This window comes from Streptomyces sp. NPDC050485 (genome assembly GCF_044458185.1).
Classification (GTDB): Bacteria; Actinomycetota; Actinomycetes; order Streptomycetales; family Streptomycetaceae; genus Streptomyces.
In genome coordinates, this window is sequence record NZ_JBITHR010000004.1 from 219,513 (window position 1) to 239,082 (window position 19,570).

Here is a 19,570-nt window from a genome sequence, read left to right on the forward strand (position 1 = left end):
GGTCCTTGTGACCCGTACACCCGCCGACCTGGTCGGGGCGCGGCCCGGCGCGTCGTTCGAGATCACCTTCGACGGCCGTCCCGTGTCCGCTCTGCCTGGGCAGTCCGTCGCGGCCGCGCTGTGGGGGGCGGGCATTCTCGCCTGGCGCACCACGCGGCGCGGCGGCCGCCCGCGCGGCGCGTTCTGCGGCATCGGGCAGTGCTACGACTGCCTCGCCACCATCAACGGGGAGCCCAACCGCCGGGCCTGCCTGGTACCGGCCACCCCCGGCGACGCGATCACCACCCAGGAGGGGCACGGGCATGACGGCATCGGTGTCTGAGCTGTACGGCCCTTGTGAACCGTACGACCTCGTGGTGATCGGAGCGGGCTCGGCCGGTCTCGCGGGCGCGGTCACCGCCGCCGAACAGGGCCTGTCCGTCGCCCTGTTGGACTCATCGCCCCAGGCCGGTGGGCAGTTCTACCGGCACCCCGCGCCGGCCGTCGGGGCGGTGCGGCCCGAGGCCCTGCACCACGACTGGTCGTCGTTCGCCGAGTGGCGCCGACGGCTGGCGGCAAGCGGCATCACCCATCTCGGCGGGCACCACGTCTGGACCGTGACGCGAGAGAACACCGGCCCGACGGAGGAGTCCGCCGGTCCAGAGGGGGAGGCGGCCGGCCCATGGGCGGTGCACGCCCTCAGTGGGGCCGACGGCCATGACGGGCGATCGGTCCGGTTGCGGGCCCGCGCGGTCCTGCTCGCGACCGGCGCGTACGAGCGTCAACTCCCCTTCCCGGGCTGGACGTTGCCCGGGGTCGTGGGGGCCGGGGGAGCGCAGGCCATGCTCAAGTCCGGGCTCGTGCTGCCCGGCAAGCGGGTGGTCGTCGCGGGCAGCGGACCGCTGCTGCTCGCGGTCGCCTCCTCGCTGGCCGCCGCCGGGGCCCGGGTGCCGGCAGTGATCGAGGCGTCCGGATATCTCCGCTACGCCCGCCACCCCGTCGCACTCGCCGCCAACCCGCACAAGCTGGTCGAGGCGGTCGTGCACGGAGCCGCGCTGGCCCGGCACCGGGTTCCGGTGCGGGTGCGCAGCGCGGTCACCGAGGTGCACGGCACCGACCGGGTCGAGGCCGTCACGGTCTCCCGGCTGGACCGCGACTGGCGCCCTGTGCCGGGGGCGGGCCGCCGGATCGAGTGCGACGCGCTCGCCGTGGGGCACGGCCTGGTCCCGCAGATCGAACTGGCCACCTCGCTCGGGTGTGCCACCCGCCCCCTGCTTGACGGAACCTCCGCCCTGGTCCTGGACGGCCTTCAGGAGACCTCGGTGCGGGGGTTGTGGGCGGCAGGCGAGACCGGCGGCGTCGGCGGCTCCCAACTTGCCCTGATCGAAGGGGAGTTGGCGGGAATCGCGATCGCCGCTCGACTGCGGGCACGGCCCGTCCCCGGCGGCAGCGTCCGGGTGCTCCGGCGCCGCCGGGACCGGATGCGGGCCTTCGCCGACGTCATGAGCGCCGCCCACGCTCCCGGATCCGGCTGGCCGCACTGGCTGGCCGACGACACCGATGTGTGCCGCTGCGAGGAGGTGACCGCCGGGCAGGTGCGCGAGGCGGTCGCCGAGTTCGGCGCCCGCGACGCGCGGAGCGTCAAACTCCTCACCAGGGCCGGAATGGGCTGGTGCCAGGGGCGGATGTGCGGCTCGGCCGTGAGCTGCCTGGCGGCGGGCAGCGGCGCGGCGCAGCCGCTCGCCGAACGCCGTCCGTTCGCCGTGCCGGTACCGCTCTCGGCGCTCTCCGCGCTCGGTACGTCCGGTTCGCCCGAAGGAGACGCCGGGCCCGATCTCGGAGCCCGGGCCGACAACTGACCTGTGCGCTCCCTTGTGGGAGCCGCACGCACATCAATAAAATGTCACACATTATAGAGAGGTCTTTTCTGTCATGACTGCCACCACCTGGAACCCCACTCGCCCCTGGCGCGGCATCATGGTCGCCACCGCGCTGCCGCTGCGCGACGACCTGTCCGTCGACTACGACGCGTACGCCGAGCACGTCCGCTGGCTGATCGACAACGGCTGTGACGGTGTCGTGCCCAACGGCTCGCTCGGCGAGTACCAGACCCTCACCGACGAGGAGCGCGCCCGGGTGGTCAGCACCGCCGTCGACGCGGCGGGCGACGGCGCGCGCGTGATGCCCGGCGTGGCCGCCTACGGCAGCGCCGAGGCGGCGCGCTGGGCCGAACAGGCGGGTGAGGCCGGCTGTGGCTCGGTGCTCCTGCTGCCCCCGAACGCCTACCGGGCCGACGAGGCGGCCGTCCGCGCCCACTACACGGAGGTGGCGAAGGCCGGGGTCCCCGTCGTCGCGTACAACAATCCCATCGACACCAAGGTCGACCTCACCCCCGCGCTGCTGGCCCGCCTGCACCAGGACGGCAGCATCGTGGCGGTCAAGGAGTTCAGTGGTGATGTGCGCAGGGCGTACGAGATCGGCGAACTGGCCCCGGATCTCGACCTGTTGATCGGTGCGGACGATGTGCTCCTGGAGCTCGCGACGGCCGGGGCGGTGGGGTGGATCGCCGGGTACCCGAACGCCTTCCCCGCCAGCTGCGCCGCGCTCTACCACGCGGCCGTCGCGGGCGAGCTGGAGCTGGCCCTGCCGCTCTACAAGTCCCTGCACTCGCTGCTGCGCTGGGATTCCAAGACCGAGTTCGTGCAGTCCATCAAGCTGTCGATGGACATCGTCGGCCGCCGGGGCGGTCCCACCCGCCCGCCGCGCTTCCCGCTCACCGGGGAGACCGAGGCCGCGGTGCGGGCCGCCACCGAGAAGGCCGTCGCCAACGGCCACCTCTGACCCCGTCGGCCTGCCCCGAACAACCGGGAGGAGCCGGAGGCCGCCAGCCACTCCCACCTGGCTGCCCCCGGCTCCGGCGTCCGCCACTCGCGACACGCCATGACGATCCACCCGGGCCGGTCCGACCGCTCGCCGTGCGGCACCGGCGCCCCGGCCCCCGTACTTCCCCGACCCGCACGACCCCTGACCCGGAGGTTCCCTCCTGTGACCACCGCCGTTTCCTCCCTCATCTCCCGTAACCCGGCGGACCCCACCGACGTACTCGTCTCGATCCCGGCTCCCGGGGCCTTCGCCGCGGTGGACGCCGTGGAGCGGGCCCGCGCGGCCCAGCCCGGCTGGCTCAACGGCGGGGCGGCCGCCCGGTCGGCGGCGCTCGGCGCGGTCGCGGCCGCCGTCGAAGCGGCCGCCGCCGAGCTGGCCGCTCTCGCCGTGCGCGAGGTGGGCAAGCCGGTCACCGAGGCCCGCGCCGAGGTCGCGCGGACCGCCGCGATCTGGCGCTACTACGCCCAGGCCCCGTACGAGCCCACCGGCCACGTCCACGAACCCGCCGCAGGCCAGGGCCTGTTGCTGAGCCGACGCCGACCGTACGGGGTGGCGGGGCTCATCACACCCTGGAACTTCCCGTTCGCCATCCCGACCTGGAAGGCCGCCCCGGCGCTCGCCGCGGGCAACGCGGTCGTCCTCAAGCCCGCCCCCGAGGCGACGGCCTGCGCCCAGCGGCTCGCCGAGATCGTCCAACAGGCCCTGCCCGCCGGGGTGTTCACGGTCCTGCCCGGCGGGGCCACCGAAGGCAACGCGCTCGTCTCGGAGGCCGACGTCGTCTCCTTCACCGGGTCGACCGCCGTCGGCCAGGCGGTGGCGCGCGCCGCCACCGCGCGGGGCGTCCCCGCCCAGGCCGAGATGGGCGGCCTGAACGCGGCCGTCGTCCTCCCGGACGCGGACATCGGCCAGGCCGCGGCCCACATCGCGGCCTCGATCGCCGGATTCGCGGGCCAGAAGTGCACCGCCACCAGCCGCGTGATCGCGGTCGGCGCCGCGCACGCCCCGCTGCGCGAGGCGCTCACCGACGCGCTGCGGTCCGTCCCGGTGGGCGACCCGGCCGACCCGGCCACCGTATGCGGACCGCTCATCAGCGAACACGCCCGTGATCAGGTCGCCGACGCCTGGCACGGACTGCGCGCACTGGCCGGCGGTACGGTGCCCGACGGGCCCGGCTGGTACGCGGCCCCCACCCTGGTCGAGCAGGTCTCCCCGGGACACCGGCTGCTGCGCGATGAGGTCTTCGGTCCGGTGGCCGCGCTGCTGCCCGCCGACGATCTCGCCCATGCGGTCCGGATCACCAACTCGGTGCCGTACGGCCTGGTCACCTCGGTGCACACCACGGATCTGGACGCGGCCCTCGGCGGACTCGACCGGATCGACACCGGAATGATCCGGATCAACGCCCCGTCCACCGGCGTCGACTTCCACCTGCCGTTCGGCGGTGCCAAGGCGTCCAGCCACGGACCCCGCGAACAGGGCCGCGCGGCCCTGGAGTTCTACACCTCCAGCCGCACTTACACCCTCTCACCTGCGAAAGCAATGTGATCATGAACCCCGCGTACGCGACCGTCGACCATGTCTTCACCGTCCCGCTCGACCACTCGGCGCCGCACGGCCCGACCATCCAGGTCTTCGCCCGCGAGGTCGTCGCCCGCGTTCGCGAGGGGGAGCGGCTGCCCTGGCTGCTCTACCTGCAGGGCGGCCCGGGCGGCAAGTCGCCCCGCCCGTCGGCCGGTTCACCCGGCTGGCTCCCCGAGGCACTCAAGACCCACCGGGTTCTCCTCCTCGACCAGCGCGGTACCGGGCGCTCCACTCCGGTCACCGCCCGGGCGGCCTCCGGGTTCGCCGCACCGTCCCAACTCGCCGACTATCTCAGCCACTTCAGGGCCGACGCGATCGTCGCGGACGCCGAGCTGATCCGCCGGGAGCTGTGCGACGGCGAACCCTGGGAGACGCTCGGCCAGAGTTACGGCGGCTTCATCACCCTCACCTATCTGTCCCAGGCCCCCGAGGGCCTCCGCGCCTGCTATGTGACCGGCGGCCTGCCCGGTCTCACCGCCACTGCCGACGACGTGTACGCGCGCACCTACCCCCGCGTACGCGACCGCGTCCTCGACTTCTACGCCCGCTACCCGGACGACGCCGTCAGGCTGCGCGAGATCGCCGACCTCCTGGCGGCCACCGACGTCCGGCTCCCCGACGGGGACCGGCTCACCGTCCGCCGCCTGCGCACCCTCGGCCTCGCCCTCGGAATGGGCGACGGCTTCGAGCGGCTGCACTGGCTGCTCGACGAAGCCCTGGCCGCGGACGGCGAGTTGAGCGCCACCTTCCTCCACCAGGTGATGGGCCTCACCGGCTTCGTGGACAACCCGCTGTTCGTCGTCATGCAGGAGTCGCTGTTCGCGCAAGGCACCGGACGTCCCACCGGCTGGGCGGCCCACCGGGCGCTCGCCGACTTCCCCGAGTTCGGCGAGGGCGCCGACCCCCTCCTCCTCACCGGCGAGATGATGTACCCCTGGATGGTCCGGGAGATCGCGGGCCTGCGCCCCTTCGCGGACGCCGCGGACCTGCTGGCCGCCCGCACCGACTGGCCGCCCCTCTACGACCCGGACCGCCTCGCCGCCAACGAGGTCCCCCTCGCCGCGGTCGTCTACCACGACGACATGTACGTGGACGCCGGGCTCTCCTTGCGCACCGCGCGCGAGGTCGGCGCCACCCGCGCCTGGGTCACCAACGAGTGGGAGCACGACGGCGTCTCCGCCTCCGGCGGCCGCGTGCTCGCCCGCCTCATGGACCTGGCCGCAGACCGTGCCTAGGCCTTGCCCTGCCCCCACACACCTCCGATGGGAGACACATGCCAGCCCTGCCGACCCACCTGCGCCCCCTTGCCGCGGCGTTCGCCCTGATCCCGTGCCTCGCCGCCCCCGCGAACGCGGCCGTGTCCTCCAACTCCCCTGATTCCGCGGCCCATTGCGCGCTTCCCGGCAAGACCGGCTGGACCGACGAGGGGCACGACACCGACCGCGTCCAGTTCCAGCCCGCCACCGGCACCCACCGCGTACTGACACTGTTCGTGGACTTCCCGGACGCGCAGGCCACCGCCTCCACGGACGCGTATGCCGCCCAACTCGCCCCCGCCGCCGACTGGATGGCCAAAGCCAGCTACGGCCGGTCCCGGCTCCACATCAGCTCGCTGCACCGCTGGGTCCGCATGCCCGCCGACTCCACCTCGTACGGCTTCCAGCGCGGCCTCACCTTCGAGGCCCACGAGAAGTACGTACGGGACGCGATCAGCGCCGCCGATCCGTACGCGGACTTCTCCCGCTACGACATGGTCTATGTCGTGCCCACCAAGGCGGCGGCCGCGATCTCCTTCTCGCCGACGTACCTCTACGATCCGACCACGCCCGGCATCACCGCCGACGGCACCCGGGTCAAGTGGGCCGTCACCTTCGGCCAGGACATGTGGCACTGGGGCCCGAAGGTCGCCGACCACGAGACCTCCCACACCTTCGGTCTCCCGGACCTGTACTCCTTCACCGGCGCCACCCACCAGTACGTCGGAGGCTGGGACCTCATGGGCAACATCGCGGGACCCGCCCCGCAGTATCTCGGATGGCAGTCCTGGAAGCTCGGCTGGACCCGCGACAACCAGGTCGCCTGCCTGCCCGCACCCGGGCACCGCACGGTACGGCTGACCTCGGTGGAACGGCTCGGTGGCACCAAGATCGCCGTCCTGCGCACGGGTGAGACCACGGCGTACGTCGCGGAGTCCCGCCGACCCGAGGGCAACGACCGCTCCGCCTGCTCGACCGGCGTCCTCATCTACAAGGTCGACTCGGCCGCCAAGACCGGCGAGGGGCCGCTGAGGATCATGAACGCGAACCCGACCGCCACCCCGCCCACCGGCTGCACCCAGCTGGACCTGGCCGCGTACAAGCCGGGCCAGACCTTCACCGATCCCGACACGGGTGCCCGTATCGACGTCCTCGCGGGCGGCAGGGCGGGGGACACGGTGCGGATCAGCAGGCGCTGACGGTGAGGTCCGTCTGCCTGTGGCCGGAGTCCGTCGCGCGCCTCACGCGCTCTGGTCGTTCTCGAACAGCCTGTCCAGGTACTGATCGACAGCGGTGAGTACGTCCTGGGGCGCGATCACGTTCAGTTCCAGGAGGGTGGTGAAGCCCGTGAGCGCCAGGAGCAGATTGGTTTCCGTCACCGGGTCGCGGTCCGGCCGGATGAACCCGCCGGCGATCGCCCCGCGGATCAACTGCTCGACGAGAGCGCGCCCTTGGACGAGGCCGTCGCGCGCCCGCGCGTGGACGTGCTCGTCGTGCAGCGCCTCCAGGACGTAGGCGGCGCTCATCCGGCTGGTCGCGCGAGCGTCGGCATGCAGGGGGAGCGTCTCGGTGAGCATCGCCCGGAGTACTTCGCGGGGGTGTGGCCGGTCGCCGAACGGCTGGAGGGTGCGGGCGACGCGGTGTGTCGTCTGCTCGGACGCGAAGTCCATGGCGAAGGAGAGCATGGCCTGCCGGGAAGCGAAGTAGTGCTGCAGCTGCCCGTGGGACATGCCCGCCTCCCGTGCGACCTCACGCACCGTCAGATGTGTGACACCGCGCTGCTCCACCACCCGCCACAGCGCTCGGGCGATCGCTTCGCGGCGTTCGCGGTGGTCCACCTGTTTCGGCATCGTCAGCCTCTCCATGCCCCCCATGGGCTCTTTCCAATACAGTTGACATAATACACATGGCCGATAACCCTGGAGTCCCCCTGCGGAGGAAGGAACCGGGATGTCTGAACGGCCGATCGTGCGTACTGTGGAAGGTGTGGTTGAGGGCCGCTTGCGGCAGGGGTACGCGGTGTTCCGCGGCATCCCCTACGCCCAACCGCCGGTGGGCGCACTCCGCTTCGCCGCGCCCGCCCCGCTTCCGCGCTGGGAAGGGACACGGCAGGCAGCGGAGTTCGGCCCCGCGGCGCCGCAGTCCGGGCCGACTCGCGGGAGTTCGGCAGCGGGCAGGGACTGGCTGACGCTCAACGTCTGCACTCCGGATCCGGGCGCGGCGGGGCTGCCGGTGCTGGTGTGGATCCCCGGAGGCGCCTACATGACGGCGGATTCGAGTGACCCGATGTACGACCCGGCGGCCTTGGCCGGGGCGGGGCTCGTGGTGGTGAGTATCAACTACCGCGTCGGTGCGGAGGGTTTCGCCCTCCTCGAAGGCGCCCCGCCCAACCGCGGATTCCTCGACCAGATCGCGGCCTTGCGATGGGTACGGCGGAACATCGCCTCCTTCGGAGGAGATCCGGACAATGTCACCGCGGCCGGACAGTCCGCCGGGGCGGGGTCGATCGCCGCCTTGCTGACGATGAAGCCGGAGCGTGGCCTGTTCCGACGGGCCATCACCCACTCGGTGCCGGGCTGGCACTGCACCCGGGCACTGGCCCAACAGGTCGCCGCGGCGCTCGCGGACCGGCTCGGTACGGCGCCCACCGCCGCCGCCCTGGCCGCCATCGACCCCTGGCGCCTGGCCGAAGCGGTCACCGCCCTCAGCGTCGACCTCCCCGGCCACCGCGAGAGATGGGGTCGGCTCGCGCAGGCCGGTATCGCCATGTGCCCCGTCGTCGACGGCGAAGTCCTCACCGAAACACCCTGGCCCGCGCTGAGCGATGGCCGCGCGAGCGGCACGGAACTCCTCGTCGGCCATACACGCGATGAATTCCGGCTGTTCAGCGTCATGACCGGACGACTGGGCACCTTCACCGACCAGGACGCCCGTACCGCCCTGGACCTGTTCGCCCCGGCACCGGACGGCGCGGACGCCTACCGTGCCGCCCACCCGCGGGCCACCCCGGAAGAGCTGGTGGAAACCGTGTACTCCGATGCCCTCTTCCGGATCCCCTCACAGCAGTTGGCCCAGGCGAACGCCGGAGCTGGCGGAACCTCGTACCTGTTCGAGCTGCAACTGGCCTCCCCGGCCTCGGGAGGGATCCTGGGTGCCTGCCACAGCCTCGACGTTCCCCTGGCGTTCGGCACGCTGGACAGCCCCACCGGCAGACAGCTCTTCGGCGAGCAGCCCGCCCCCGAGGCCATCGCGGTGTCCCGGGAACTCCAGCAGGCGTGGATCCGCTTCGCCACCACCGGCCATCCCGGATGGCCCGCCTACCACCCCGGCCAGTACCTCACCCGCATCCTGGACGCCGAATCCACGACCATGCCCTACCCGGAACACGCCTCCCGCCACATCTGGGAGGGCCACGCCCCGGCCCCCTTCGACCTCACGTAGGGCGGCGGCCGAGACGCGGGCAGGGTGGGATCATGTCCCGTACCCGGGTCACACCTTGCCGCCGAAGAAGACCTGCACCTCCCGGATGAGTCCCTCGCGCACCGTGATCGCCTCGACATTGCGATGCCGTTCGCCCGTTGCGAGCTCGTATTCGTAGTAGACGAAGACGAGTTCCCGGTCTGCGGGGGTCACGCGCAGCGTCCGCTGCTCCTTGAACCGGTCGGCGGTGGGAAAGCAGCGTTCGAAGAACATCGCTTTGTCGATGTGGTCGTCCTGTGGGCTGGTGAAGGTGAAGTCATCAGCGTAGAGCGGGAGAGCCGCCTCACGGTCCTGTGACCGGTAGAACCGGAATGCCGCCTCAACGATGTGTGCCGGATCGTCGTTCATTCGATGTCCCTGGTCGGAGGTTGGCCGTAACCCACCACGATAGGACGGCGTTCCGCGCATAACTGTCGGCCTGTCATGGGATGTTGCAACGGCGTGCCGCTGAGCTGCGGGGTGCCCAACAGATTCAGGCCGGGACAACGGAAGCCTGCCATACGCCTCTGGCTCCGCTCCTGGTCTCCAGCCTCTAACAGGGCACGCTTACCTGGTAGGACCGTTGGCCGGAATCGATGTCGTTGCTGCTGTCAGTCCAGTACGGGCCGATCTGGTGGAACGTCATGGTGACGTTGTAGGTGCCGCAGGCGCTGAGGGCTGCGGGTGAGCCGCCGTCGGCCGAACCGTTGGAGGACCCTTGCGTGACGGGGTTGGGGGTGGCGTAGCTTCCCGATTGGCCGCTGATGCTCACCGAGCCGGTGGCATTCCACTGGGCGGGGTAGGTCGATGAAGCGTTGTACCAGGAACCGCCCCACTGGTACTGATCGTTGCTGGTCTTCACGATCACCTGATTGCCGCCGGAGCCGAAGCGCAGGCACACCTGCACCTCAGCGTAGGTGTAGCTGCCTCCGCCGTAGAAAGACTCGGTCGGCCCGCAGTAGTCACCCGCCGGGACAGCGGCGGCCCGCTGTTCTGCGGCAACGGCGGGCATGGTGAGGACGGATCCGGACAGTGCCAGCAGTGCGACACCCAGTCCGGCTGCGACCTTCCGGGACCGGCCGGGCGCGGTGGTAGTTGCGGTGGGGTGGACGGTTACTGGCCTGGTGAATCGTGAAAGCTGCATGAGCTTCCTCCTGGATCGCGTACCGCCCCTTGGCTACGGGGTGCGTCCAGGACAGCAGGGTCATTGACCACATGGTGCGTCTATCTGTTTGTTTCACCCGTGAGGGGGGCGTGACGCACGATCATGCGCGCGGCCGGCTGCCCCAGAGGGGAATGAATTTTGCCAGGGCTGGCTCAGGGGCCGCCATCGATTTGAGTGTTCAACTTGCGGGCTGCGGAAAACCGTTCGACGGGCAGACGCGAACGCGGCATGATCCGCACTCGTGACGGTGCCGAAGCAGCTTATGGTCCGGGCCGCCGCCGGGAACAATGCCGAGTGGTGTTCAGCGATGAGCCGATCGCACGGCTTGGTGGGGGAGTTCGGAGCACAGGCCTGGGCCGCTCCGGCCCGGGCGCCGCAGTTCTACCCCGACGCGGTGACGCTGGTGCCACGCGCCGACCCGACCGCACTGGTGGCCCGGATCGATACCATCGCGCCCGGTTCCTCCGTCAAGGACAGCTTCGCCGACCTCGACTTGACGGAGGCCGGATTCCAGGTGCTGTTCGAGGCGCAGTGGATCCACCGCCCGGCGAGTGTGTCCGCCGCCGCCAGGCCGGACCTCGTCTGGGATGTGGTGGGCGACCCGGAGACGGTGCGCGCCTGGGCACTTGCCTGGGACGGCGGGAACGGCAATGCGGGTCTCTTCCGAGCCGAACTGCTCGACGACCCAGCCACGTTCATGCTCGCCGGACGGTCTGCGGACGGCCGAGTGGTCGCCGGAGCGGTGGCGAGCCGCAGCGAGCAGGTGGTCGGAATCTCCAACGTCTTCGCCCTGGAGGGTAGCCCTGACGCGGCCTGGTCGGCTGTACTGGACACGGTGCACCGGCTGTTCCCCACGTTGCCAGTGGTCGGTTACGAGCATGGCGACGACCTGGCGGCCGCCATCAGCCACGGCTTCGAGCCGATCGGTCCGCTGCGGATCTGGCTGCACGGCCGCTGACCCGATCCGACCTCCTGGTCCGCCCCCTGTCGGCGGCGGCCACAACACCGCCTGAAACGGGATGACTTGGAGGCGGCGCTGACTACCCTGCCTGCCAAGCCTTCGCGCCGGGACCGGGCCCGCGAGCGGGTCCGGTCCCGGGCGGGGTGCTACTCGGCGGTCCGGACCGCGCCGGACGGGCACAGACTGCTCGCTCGGCGGGCGGCGGCCTGATGGCCGACGCCGGGATCGGGCATGAGCACCTCGACGAGACCGTCGTCGTCCTGGTCGAAGACGTCGGGGGCGGTCAGCGCGCACAGTCCGGCGCCGATGCAGACGTTCCGGTCGGCGGACACCTCCATGGTGTCTCCTTTCGGCGTCATGGTCCCTCCTTTCGGTGCGGTCACCAGGTGACCGGAAGTTCGTTCACGCCTTGGATCGTGGTGCCGGGGCGCAGTGTCAGCTGGTCGACCGGGACGGCCAGGCGCAGTGTCGGGATGCGCTCGAACAGCGTGGCGATGATGACTTCGAGTTCCAGCCGGGCCAGGTTCTGGCCGAGGCACTGGTGCACTCCGTAGCCGAAGGAGATGTGGTGGCGGGCCGAGCGGTGCACGTCGAAGGTGTCCGGATCCTTGAACACCGAACCGTCCCGGTTGGCAATGGAGTTGGTGACGATCACGCCCTCGCCCGCGCGGATGACACGGCCGTCGATCTCGATGTCGGCCGTGGCGAACCGGCCGCCGGCGATATCGGCGATGGCCAGGTAGCGGAGCAGTTCCTCGACCGCCCCGGGGACCAGGCTCGGGTCCGCGCGCAGGGCGGCGTGCTGTTCGGGGTGCTCCAGCAGCGTGATCACGCTGAGCGACGTCATCGACGCCGTCGTCTCGTGTCCGGCGACGAGCAGCAGCAGTGCGGTCGAGATGAGCTCCTCGCGGTCGATCCCGCCGCTCGCCAACTGTTCGGTGACCAGGGTGCTCAGCACCCCGGGCACGGGCCGCGTCTGCATGCGGGTGATCAGGGAGTCCAGGTAGTTCCGGAGTTCGTCCAGCGCGGCGGCCGCACCGGCCGAGTCCGTCGCCTGTACCAGCCGCCTGCTCGCGCCCTGGAAGGAGTCGTGGTCGGCGTAGGGAACACCGAGGAGTTGGCAGATCACCAGGGAAGGGACGGGCAGCGCGAGCCGGCTCACCAGGTCGGCGGGCGGGCCCGCGGCGAGCATGTCGTCGATGAAGCCGTGCACGATGCGCTCGACGTCGGTACGCATGCCCTTGATGCGCTTCACCGTGAACTCGCTGATCAGCATCCGCCGCTGGGTGTCGTGTTCGGGCGGGTCCATGCCGATGAACGCCTGGCGCTGGTTCCGGATGGCTTCGAAGAGCGGCGATACGGAGGGGAATGCGGCGCGGGTGCGGTCGGAGGAGAGCCTGGGGTCGGCGAGTAAGGAGCGCGCCGCCTCGTGTCCGGACACGACCCAGGCCCGTCGGCCGTCGTAGAGGGTCACGGGGTGCAGCGCCTCGGGCTCGTCCCGAAGTCGGCTGTACATCTCGGGGAGTTGATAGGGGCAGGTGCGGTCTGCGGGGAAGGCGGGGGCGTCGTGCGTCTGGAGTGTTGCGGCAGTCTCGGTCATCGAAATCCTTCGAACCTCGGACGCTTAAAGAACGGACAGTTCTCTAACTGAGAGGCTAGGCTGCCCCCTTAGGGAACGCAACGGTCTCTAAGAAATCCTTGGGGAGTCACGGTGTCGCCGAACGTCGAGCAGTCCGCAGAACGGGCCGCTGACCACCGCAAAGGTCCCCGCCGCCGCGGTGGGGAACTGGAAAGCGCCATTTTGGCGGCGACGCTGGCTGAACTCGCCGAGGTGGGCTACCCCGCGCTGACCATGGAACGGGTGGCCGCCCGGGCCCGTACCGGCAAGGCCGCCGTCTACCGTCGCTGGTCCAGCCGCGCCGAACTGGTCGTGGACGCCTGCAAGTTGGGCGGTGTCCCCCACGACACCCTCCCCGATACCGGTGCGCTCCGCACCGATGTGATCGCCCTGCTGGGGCAGTTGTCCACCAAGATGGCCAGTCCCCTCGGCGGCATCCTGCGCGGGCTCCTCGCGGAGATGGCACGCGACCCCGAGCTCGCCGGACTGATCCGGGAACACATCCACACGGCCGGCGGCCCCGCGACCATCCACGCCATCCTTGAACGTGCCGTCGAACGCGGTGAGATCGAGCCGTGGGTGATCGCCACCCGAAGAGCCACGGTGGCCACCGACCTGCTGCGCAACCAGTTCCTGCTGTTCGGTGCCCCTGTCGACGACGAGGCCATCACGGAAATCGTCGACGACGTATACCTCCCCCTGATCCTGGCCCCGGCCCCGCACCCACCGAGCACGTAGGGCTTGCCTGTTCGGTGGGAGAGCTGGGCCAGGGCTCGTCATCGCGTAAGGCGTCGCCGCGGGGCGATGAGGAGGGATCAGGCGGTGGCCGCCAGTAGTACGTCCTCTCCGGTCGAGGGGGCGAGGCCGTCGGTGCGATCGGCGAAGTAGCGCTCGGCGAGCGCATGTCCCGGCACGTGTCGGGCGTCTTCGAAGCCGGCTGCTCGGGCCAGCGCCAGGATCTCGGACGGGGTGTAGAAGCTGAGGAACGGCGTTCCGGCTGCTTGCGCGCCTTGCTTGCTCGTCCGGAGGCCGGGGCGATCGGCGTCGTCGACCAGCTCGGTCGGCAACAGGAAGGTCATGGCGAGCGTCGAGCCGGGTGCGAGCCCGGTGATCTGGCGCAGGATGGCCGCGGTGGCGTCCTTGGTGAGGTACATGGAGACGCCGGTGGAGACGATGACCGCCGGCCGGCTGGAATCGAAACCGGCGGCGGCCAGCTTCTTCAGCCAGTCTTCGCTTGCCTCGAAGTCGACCGGCACCAGGTGCAGCCAGTCGGGGATGCCGTAGCCGAGTTCGACCAGGCGGTGGCGCTTCCAGGCCTGGGGTCCGGGCTGGTCGACCTCGAAGACCCGTAGGCGGGCGGCGACGTCCGGCCTGCGCTGGGCGAAGGTGTCCAGTCCGGCTCCCAGGATGACGTACTGGGTGACGCCGCGGCCGGCCTGCTCGGCGATCAAGTCCTCGATGAAACGAGCGCGGGCCACGATGGCCGCCCGGAATCCTCTGGTGGCGTCGGGGTCCATGTCGGGGCGGCGGCGCCAGTCATCGCCGGGGGCCGCCAGTCGCAGGCCGATCTCGTCGTGGAGCACATGCGGTGGCGGGTCGACCAGGACGTGCATCGCCCGCCAGAGCGCGGTCCGCACCGCGGTGTTGTCCGGCGCCTCGGTCTGTCCGTCTGCCATGGTGCTCGCCTTTCGCCGCGGTCAGTTCTTGGCGGGAGCCTGGAGGCTCCACAGCCGCCCGTCGGGGTCGCGGACGGTCATGCGATGAAGACGTACGGGCCCTAGCCGTTGCGGAGTTGGCCGGAGTTGTGGTCGGTCGAGAACTCCAACTCGTAGCCCAGCGACTGGAAGAACTTCGCCGACTTACCCCAGTTGTGGGTCGCATGCTAGCAAGCTAGCCCGAATGGGACGCATGAGCCGGGACCGCGCCCGTCATAAAGGTTGCTATATTGCGCAACTGCGGAACTGTTGGTGGGGGTCAGGCGGCCCCTTCCTGTTTCTACGTGACTACGTGACGCGGACGGACAAGAGGCGCGCAGATGGCAGGCAGTCATAAGGCGTCGGGCCGCCGGCCTGAAGGCGGCCGGTCCGCTACGCGGCCCCGGCCCAGCGGAGTGCGGTTCGGGATCGCCGCGGGTGTCTCGCTGCTCGTGCTGTTGACGGCCGGTGCCGGCTGGATGTACATCCAGCTCGACGGCAACATCGAGACTTTCGGCGCGGACGGGATCTCCGGCGACCGGCCGCCCGCTTCGGCCAACGGGTCGAATGTGCTGGTCATCGGCACGGATGCGCGGACCGACGGCAACATCAGCTTCGGCGGCGGCAAAAAGGGTGACATCGGCCGCTCGGACACCGCGTTCCTGCTGCATGTGTACGCCGATCAGAAGCACGCCGTCGCGGTATCCATTCCCCGCGACACCCTGGTCGACATCCCCTCGTGCAAGCTCCCCGACGGCAGTTGGACCACGCGGCAGAGCAACACCATGTTCAACGCCGCCTATTCGGTGGGCCAGACGCCCAAGGGCAACCCCGCCTGCAGCCAGAACACGGTGGAGAAGCTGACCGGGCTGCGCGTCGATCACACGGTCGTGGTCGACTTCAAGGGCTTCGCGAAGATGACGGAGGCCGTCGGCGGTGTCCAGGTCTGTCTGCCCCAGGACGTCTACCAGAAGGATCTCAACCCCAACCGTTCCACCCGCGGTGACCAGATCTTCGCCAAGGGCCCGCAGACCGTCGCGGGCCAGCAGGCCCTGGACTACGTACGCATCCGGCATGGTATCGGCGACGGCTCCGACATGGGCCGCATCAAGCGCCAACAGGCTTTCGTGGCCTCGCTGTTGAAGAAGGTGAAGAGCGATGGGCTGAACCCCACCAGCCTGCTGCCGCTCGCCAACGCCGCCACGCAGTCCCTGACCGTGGACCCCGGGCTCGGCTCGGCCGACAAGCTGATCTCGTTCGCGATGTCGCTGAAGGACATCGACCTGCACAACACCAAGTTCGTCACCCTGCCGTGGCGTTATCAAGGTGCCCGGGTCGCCGTCGTCCACCCGGACGCGGAGGCCCTGTGGGCCGCGCTCAAAGCAGACCGCACCCTCGACGGTCAGGACGCCGGCAGGCATCACGACGATCAGGCCGGCGCGGCATCCCCGTCGCCGGGCGCCACCCCGGCGGTCTCCGGCACCGGTATCTCCGTCGCCGTGTACAACGGCACCACCGTCACCGGTCTCGCGGCCCGCGCCGCCGACGCGCTCAGGCAGCACGGCTTCACCGTCACCGGTACGGCCACGGCCATCGTGCGCACCCAGACCAAGACGGTCATCGAGTACGGGCCCGGCCAGCAGGACCAGGCCGAGAAGGCCGCCCAGGTCTTCCCCGGCGCGGAAGTCAGCGCGACCGCGGCGGCCGGGATCAAGGTCATCCTCGGCAAAGCCTTTGCCGCCGACCCGACCGCGACGCCGTCAACGGTGCCGGGCGCGGTGCCGACCGGAGTTGCCGACGGCGCCCGCTCGGCCGACGACGACCCCTGCTCCAACCTTTCCTACGGCTGAGCTCCATCGGACAGTGAACCACCTCGCTCCGCCGCTTTCACACTCCGAGGAGAACTCTTGATGCCCGTCCTTCCCCGGGCCGCGGGACAACTGCGCCCGGCCACTGTCCTGATCGGGCTGCTGCTCGCCCTGGCCGCCATATGGGCAGCCGTGCCGGCACACGCGGCGAGCGGTACCGGCGCGGTGGCCGACGCGCTGAAGAAGAGTCCGGGCCAAGGGCAAGGCACCCGCATCCTGGACAGGCGGGGGCGAGGACAGCTCGGCGACCATCGCGTGGCTGGCTGTCGGCGGAGTGCTCGTCGTGGGCGGCGGCGCCGGATACGCCCTGCTGAGGCGGTCGAAGAAGAAGCGCGAGGAGCGCGAGCGCGCCGAACTGGACGCCCTGCGCACCGTGGTGGACGAGGACATCACCGCGTACGCCGAAGAACTGGACCGCATCGCCTTCTCCCCGTCCGGGCCCGGCGTCACGGACGAGATGCGCGGGGACTACACCCACGCTCTCGACGCCTACGACAAGGCCAAGGAGCAGCTGGCGGCGGCCACCAGGCCGCAGGACGTGCAACCGGTGACCGAGACGCTTGCCGACGGCCGGTTCGCCCTGGCCACCCTGGAGGCCCGGCGTGGCGGCCGACTGCTGCCCGAGCGTCGGCTGCCGTGTTTCTTCGATCCCCGCCACGGCCCCTCGGTGGCCGACGTCCAGTGGGCGGGCGGCTACTTCGGGGGTGCCGGAGGCGTCCTCGGCGGTCTCCTCGTGGGCACCGTGCTCGGCAGCCTGATCAGCGCACCCGCTGACTTCGCCGAAGGTGCGTCCGGCTTCGACGGCCTGCCCGGCGGCGGCGAGTTCAGCGGCTCCGACTTCAACCCGTCAGACTTCGCGGGCAGTTTCGACGGGGGAGACTTCGGCGGCGACTCAGGAGGCGGCTTCGGCGGCGGCGACTGGTAGCCGCCACGACCCCCGACCTGGCCCCGGAGTCAACTCCGGGGCCAGACCCGTTTCCTACAGTGCCTGCGCTGACAGGTTCAGAGCACGCAGTCTGGCTGTCGCGTCAGTTGACGCAGGGGATTCCCCCGGCCTTGACCGTTGCTCCGGCGTCGCCGCTGTCCGCCGCGGGGGCGGAGCCGCTCGGGCCGGTGGAGGGCGTTCCGTCGCTCGGCGGAGAGTAGTCGTGGCCCAGGGTGACGCGGACGTGTCCGGCCGGGACGGCGGAACTCTGGGTGGCCGTACCGGACTTGAGTCGGGACGCGATCTGCTGGGCGGCCTGCTGCGCGCCTGCCCCGTAGGCCACGGTGGTGTGGGCCTGGGCTGGTGCGTTGCCGGTGTCGCCCGCGGTGTAGCCGAGCGCGGCCAGGGCTGTGAGTTCGGTGTCGGCGAGGCCGCCGGTTCCGTTGCCGTTGCGGATGTCGACGGTGGCGGGCGCGGCTTTCGCGCCGGGCTTGGAGTCGCCGCCGTCGGAGGCGGGCGAGGCGGGGCTGGGAGCGAAGGTCTGCTGAACCATGGCTTTGACCTTGGCGGGGTCGACGAGGTTGACGTCCTCGCCCTTGCGCATGGCGAATCCGGTGATGGGCAGCGTATGGAACACGACGTTGCCGCCCGTCAAGTTGGGCGCCTGCTGGGCGAAGTCCAGGACGTTCCAGGCGCTGTCGAGGACCAGGTCCTTCTTGATGACGCCGAACAGTCCCTGGAGTTTGCCGAGGTCGCCGAAGATGCCTTCGTTCTTGAGCTGGTGGGTGATGCTGGAGATGAAGGCCTGCTGGCGGCGGGTGCGGTCGAGGTCGCCGTTGTCGAGGCCGTGGCGCTGGCGGACGAAGGCGAGGGCCTGTTTGGCGTTGACCTTCTGTTCTCCGGCCGGGAAGTCGGCGCCGGAGTAGCGGTCCTTGACGGGGTGTTTGAGGCAGACGGTGATGGGCTGGAGGACTTTGGCGATGTCGTAGAAGCCGAGCAGGTTGACTTCGGCGAAGTGGTCGATGGGTACGCCGGTGAACTGCTGGACGGTGGCCAGGGTGGCCTCGCGTCCGGCTTCGCGGCTCTTGCCCTCCAGGTCGGGGCCTTTGATGCCCTGTTTGGCGAGGCGTTCGCTGGCGCCGGTGTAGGCGTTGGCGTATGCCTCCTTTATCTTGTGCTCGCCCTGGGAGGAGCCGTCGCCGTTGAGGGTCTCCACGTAGTCGTCGCGGGGGATGGAGAACGCGCTGACCTTGCCGCCGTCCGCCGGGATGTGCATCAGGATCAGGGTGTTGGTGTTGTAGTAGCCGATGTCGCTGGACCCGGCGTGCAGTTGGTCCTGGACGAACTGCTTGGGCAGGTCGTTGCCGTTCATGTCCTTGCGCGAATCCAGACCGATCAGCAGCAGGTTCACCGAACTGTCCAGATGCTTGGGCGCGTTCTTCTTGACGGCATCGAGCGCGTCGGAGGTGGTCAGGCCATGCGTGAGTGAGCGGTATGCGAACCACGTCACGCCGCAGGTGATCAGCACTGCCGCCGAGGTCACCCACACCACCGCGCGCAGCGCCAGCAGCCATCCGCGCGGGCGGGTGCGGCCGGTGACCGGTGTACCAGGGGCATTGGCAGCATGTCGGCGAGACCGCCGGGAGTCGGAGCGCCGGCTGTCAGACATCAGAACGCCTCCGGCTTCGCAGGGACCGTACGCCCCGTACCGCGAGCACGGCGAGTACGGCGCACTCGGCGGCCGCCATCGCCGGGAACCCGGCCACGGCCCACCGCAGCAGCTCCGTGGCGAGTGACTTGCCGCCGGAGCCCGAGAGCATCCCGGCACCGGCGGTGATCGCGGCCACCACGAGTACCGGCAGTGGCACCACCCACCACAACGCACCGCGCCGGGCCGCCAGAAAAGCCGCGATCGCCGATCCTGCGGCGGCTCCGGCTGTCAGTCCCCAGCTCGGGCCGTGCGCGAAGACGGCGTCCAGGCCTGCGCCCAGGAGCGGCGGCACCAGCAGAGCCAGGGCCACCGCGCCGGGCCCGGGCCGCCCGGCCGTCGAGGGAGCGCGCCGCAGCGCAGGGGGCAGCGGTGCCTCCTGGTGCCGGTGCCCGGCACTCTGGCCCTGCCCTCTCAGTTGGTTGCCCGCTGCTTGTGCCCGCTGTTCTTGCATGCGCCCGCTCTCACCCGTC

General features: G+C 70.6%; 19 protein-coding genes. 11 read left to right on the plus strand and 8 right to left on the minus strand.

Going from position 1 to position 19,570, the window contains the following annotated elements:
* Positions 1-7: 7 nt before the first annotated feature.
* The 6 genes from ACIBK6_RS10280 (at position 8) to ACIBK6_RS10305 (ending at position 6,898) form a co-directional block, all read left to right on the plus strand.
* The gene (locus tag ACIBK6_RS10280) at positions 8-322 is read left to right on the plus strand and encodes a (2Fe-2S)-binding protein (protein WP_399050528.1); all 315 of its coding nucleotides are present in this window, start codon (positions 8-10) and stop codon (positions 320-322) included.
* The gene (locus ACIBK6_RS10285; protein ID WP_399050530.1) at positions 303-1,838 is read left to right on the plus strand and encodes an FAD-dependent oxidoreductase; all 1,536 of its coding nucleotides are present in this window, start codon (positions 303-305) and stop codon (positions 1,836-1,838) included. The genes ACIBK6_RS10280 and ACIBK6_RS10285 overlap by 20 nt, the downstream gene beginning before the upstream one ends.
* A 73-nt stretch (positions 1,839-1,911) precedes the next feature.
* Positions 1,912-2,820 (plus strand): dihydrodipicolinate synthase family protein, encoded by a 909-nt coding sequence (locus ACIBK6_RS10290; RefSeq protein ID WP_399050532.1) that lies wholly within the window; start codon positions 1,912-1,914, stop codon positions 2,818-2,820.
* Positions 2,821-3,024: 204 nt separating this feature from the next.
* A complete protein-coding gene (locus ACIBK6_RS10295; RefSeq protein ID WP_399050534.1) occupies positions 3,025-4,407 on the plus strand; it encodes an aldehyde dehydrogenase family protein in 1,383 nt (460 codons plus the stop codon).
* 2 nt (positions 4,408-4,409) lie between these two features.
* Positions 4,410-5,678, plus strand: a complete 1,269-nt coding sequence (locus ACIBK6_RS10300; protein WP_399050536.1) for an alpha/beta fold hydrolase — start codon at positions 4,410-4,412, stop codon at positions 5,676-5,678.
* A 38-nt stretch (positions 5,679-5,716) separates the two neighbouring features.
* A complete protein-coding gene (locus ACIBK6_RS10305) occupies positions 5,717-6,898 on the plus strand; it encodes a M6 family metalloprotease domain-containing protein (RefSeq protein WP_399050538.1) in 1,182 nt (393 codons plus the stop codon).
* A 42-nt stretch (positions 6,899-6,940) separates the two neighbouring features.
* Here the strand turns inward: ACIBK6_RS10305 and ACIBK6_RS10310 are convergent, their stop codons facing one another.
* Positions 6,941-7,549, minus strand: coding sequence for a TetR/AcrR family transcriptional regulator (locus ACIBK6_RS10310; RefSeq protein WP_399050540.1), 609 nt, complete (start codon positions 7,547-7,549; stop codon positions 6,941-6,943).
* A gap of 100 nt (positions 7,550-7,649) precedes the next feature.
* Between ACIBK6_RS10310 and ACIBK6_RS10315 the strand changes: the two genes are divergently transcribed.
* The gene (locus tag ACIBK6_RS10315; RefSeq protein ID WP_399050542.1) at positions 7,650-9,140 is read left to right on the plus strand and encodes a carboxylesterase/lipase family protein; all 1,491 of its coding nucleotides are present in this window, start codon (positions 7,650-7,652) and stop codon (positions 9,138-9,140) included.
* Positions 9,141-9,188: 48 nt separating this feature from the next.
* On the opposite strand, the gene ACIBK6_RS10320 is transcribed toward ACIBK6_RS10315, so the two are convergent.
* Together ACIBK6_RS10320 and ACIBK6_RS10325 are read right to left on the minus strand one after the other, a co-directional pair.
* The gene (locus ACIBK6_RS10320; protein WP_399050544.1) at positions 9,189-9,527 is read right to left on the minus strand and encodes a nuclear transport factor 2 family protein; all 339 of its coding nucleotides are present in this window, start codon (positions 9,525-9,527) and stop codon (positions 9,189-9,191) included.
* 184 nt (positions 9,528-9,711) lie between these two features.
* The gene (locus tag ACIBK6_RS10325) at positions 9,712-10,302 is read right to left on the minus strand and encodes a hypothetical protein (protein WP_399050546.1); all 591 of its coding nucleotides are present in this window, start codon (positions 10,300-10,302) and stop codon (positions 9,712-9,714) included.
* A 328-nt stretch (positions 10,303-10,630) separates the two neighbouring features.
* Here ACIBK6_RS10325 and ACIBK6_RS10330 point away from each other — a divergent pair, with 328 nt between their 5' ends.
* Positions 10,631-11,281, plus strand: coding sequence for a hypothetical protein (locus ACIBK6_RS10330; RefSeq protein WP_399050548.1), 651 nt, complete (start codon positions 10,631-10,633; stop codon positions 11,279-11,281).
* 149 nt (positions 11,282-11,430) lie between these two features.
* Here ACIBK6_RS10330 and ACIBK6_RS10335 read toward each other — a convergent pair whose 3' ends face one another.
* Together ACIBK6_RS10335 and ACIBK6_RS10340 are read right to left on the minus strand one after the other, a co-directional pair.
* Positions 11,431-11,622 carry a ferredoxin gene (locus ACIBK6_RS10335; protein ID WP_399050986.1) on the minus strand — a complete coding sequence of 64 codons (192 nt, stop codon included), beginning with the start codon at positions 11,620-11,622 and terminating at the stop codon, positions 11,431-11,433.
* A 41-nt stretch (positions 11,623-11,663) separates the two neighbouring features.
* On the minus strand, positions 11,664-12,884 hold the full coding sequence (locus ACIBK6_RS10340) for a cytochrome P450 (RefSeq protein WP_399050550.1): 1,221 nt from the start codon (positions 12,882-12,884) through the stop codon (positions 11,664-11,666).
* Positions 12,885-12,995: 111 nt separating this feature from the next.
* Here ACIBK6_RS10340 and ACIBK6_RS10345 point away from each other — a divergent pair, with 111 nt between their 5' ends.
* Positions 12,996-13,640, plus strand: coding sequence for a TetR/AcrR family transcriptional regulator (locus ACIBK6_RS10345; protein ID WP_399050552.1), 645 nt, complete (start codon positions 12,996-12,998; stop codon positions 13,638-13,640).
* A 77-nt stretch (positions 13,641-13,717) separates the two neighbouring features.
* Here ACIBK6_RS10345 and ACIBK6_RS10350 read toward each other — a convergent pair whose 3' ends face one another.
* On the minus strand, positions 13,718-14,578 hold the full coding sequence (locus tag ACIBK6_RS10350; protein ID WP_399050554.1) for a class I SAM-dependent methyltransferase: 861 nt from the start codon (positions 14,576-14,578) through the stop codon (positions 13,718-13,720).
* A 359-nt stretch (positions 14,579-14,937) separates the two neighbouring features.
* Between ACIBK6_RS10350 and ACIBK6_RS10355 the strand changes: the two genes are divergently transcribed.
* Positions 14,938-16,446, plus strand: a complete 1,509-nt coding sequence (locus ACIBK6_RS10355; protein ID WP_399050556.1) for an LCP family protein — start codon at positions 14,938-14,940, stop codon at positions 16,444-16,446.
* Positions 16,447-16,747: 301 nt separating this feature from the next.
* Positions 16,748-17,389 carry a hypothetical protein gene (locus ACIBK6_RS10360; RefSeq protein WP_399050558.1) on the plus strand — a complete coding sequence of 214 codons (642 nt, stop codon included), beginning with the start codon at positions 16,748-16,750 and terminating at the stop codon, positions 17,387-17,389.
* Positions 17,390-17,492: 103 nt separating this feature from the next.
* On the opposite strand, the gene ACIBK6_RS10365 is transcribed toward ACIBK6_RS10360, so the two are convergent.
* Positions 17,493-19,058, minus strand: a complete 1,566-nt coding sequence (locus ACIBK6_RS10365; RefSeq protein ID WP_399050560.1) for an LCP family protein — start codon at positions 19,056-19,058, stop codon at positions 17,493-17,495.
* Positions 19,051-19,551 carry a DUF6542 domain-containing protein gene (locus ACIBK6_RS10370; protein WP_399050562.1) on the minus strand — a complete coding sequence of 167 codons (501 nt, stop codon included), beginning with the start codon at positions 19,549-19,551 and terminating at the stop codon, positions 19,051-19,053. Before ACIBK6_RS10370 ends, ACIBK6_RS10365 begins: the two co-directional genes overlap by 8 nt.
* Positions 19,552-19,570: the final 19 nt, after the last annotated feature.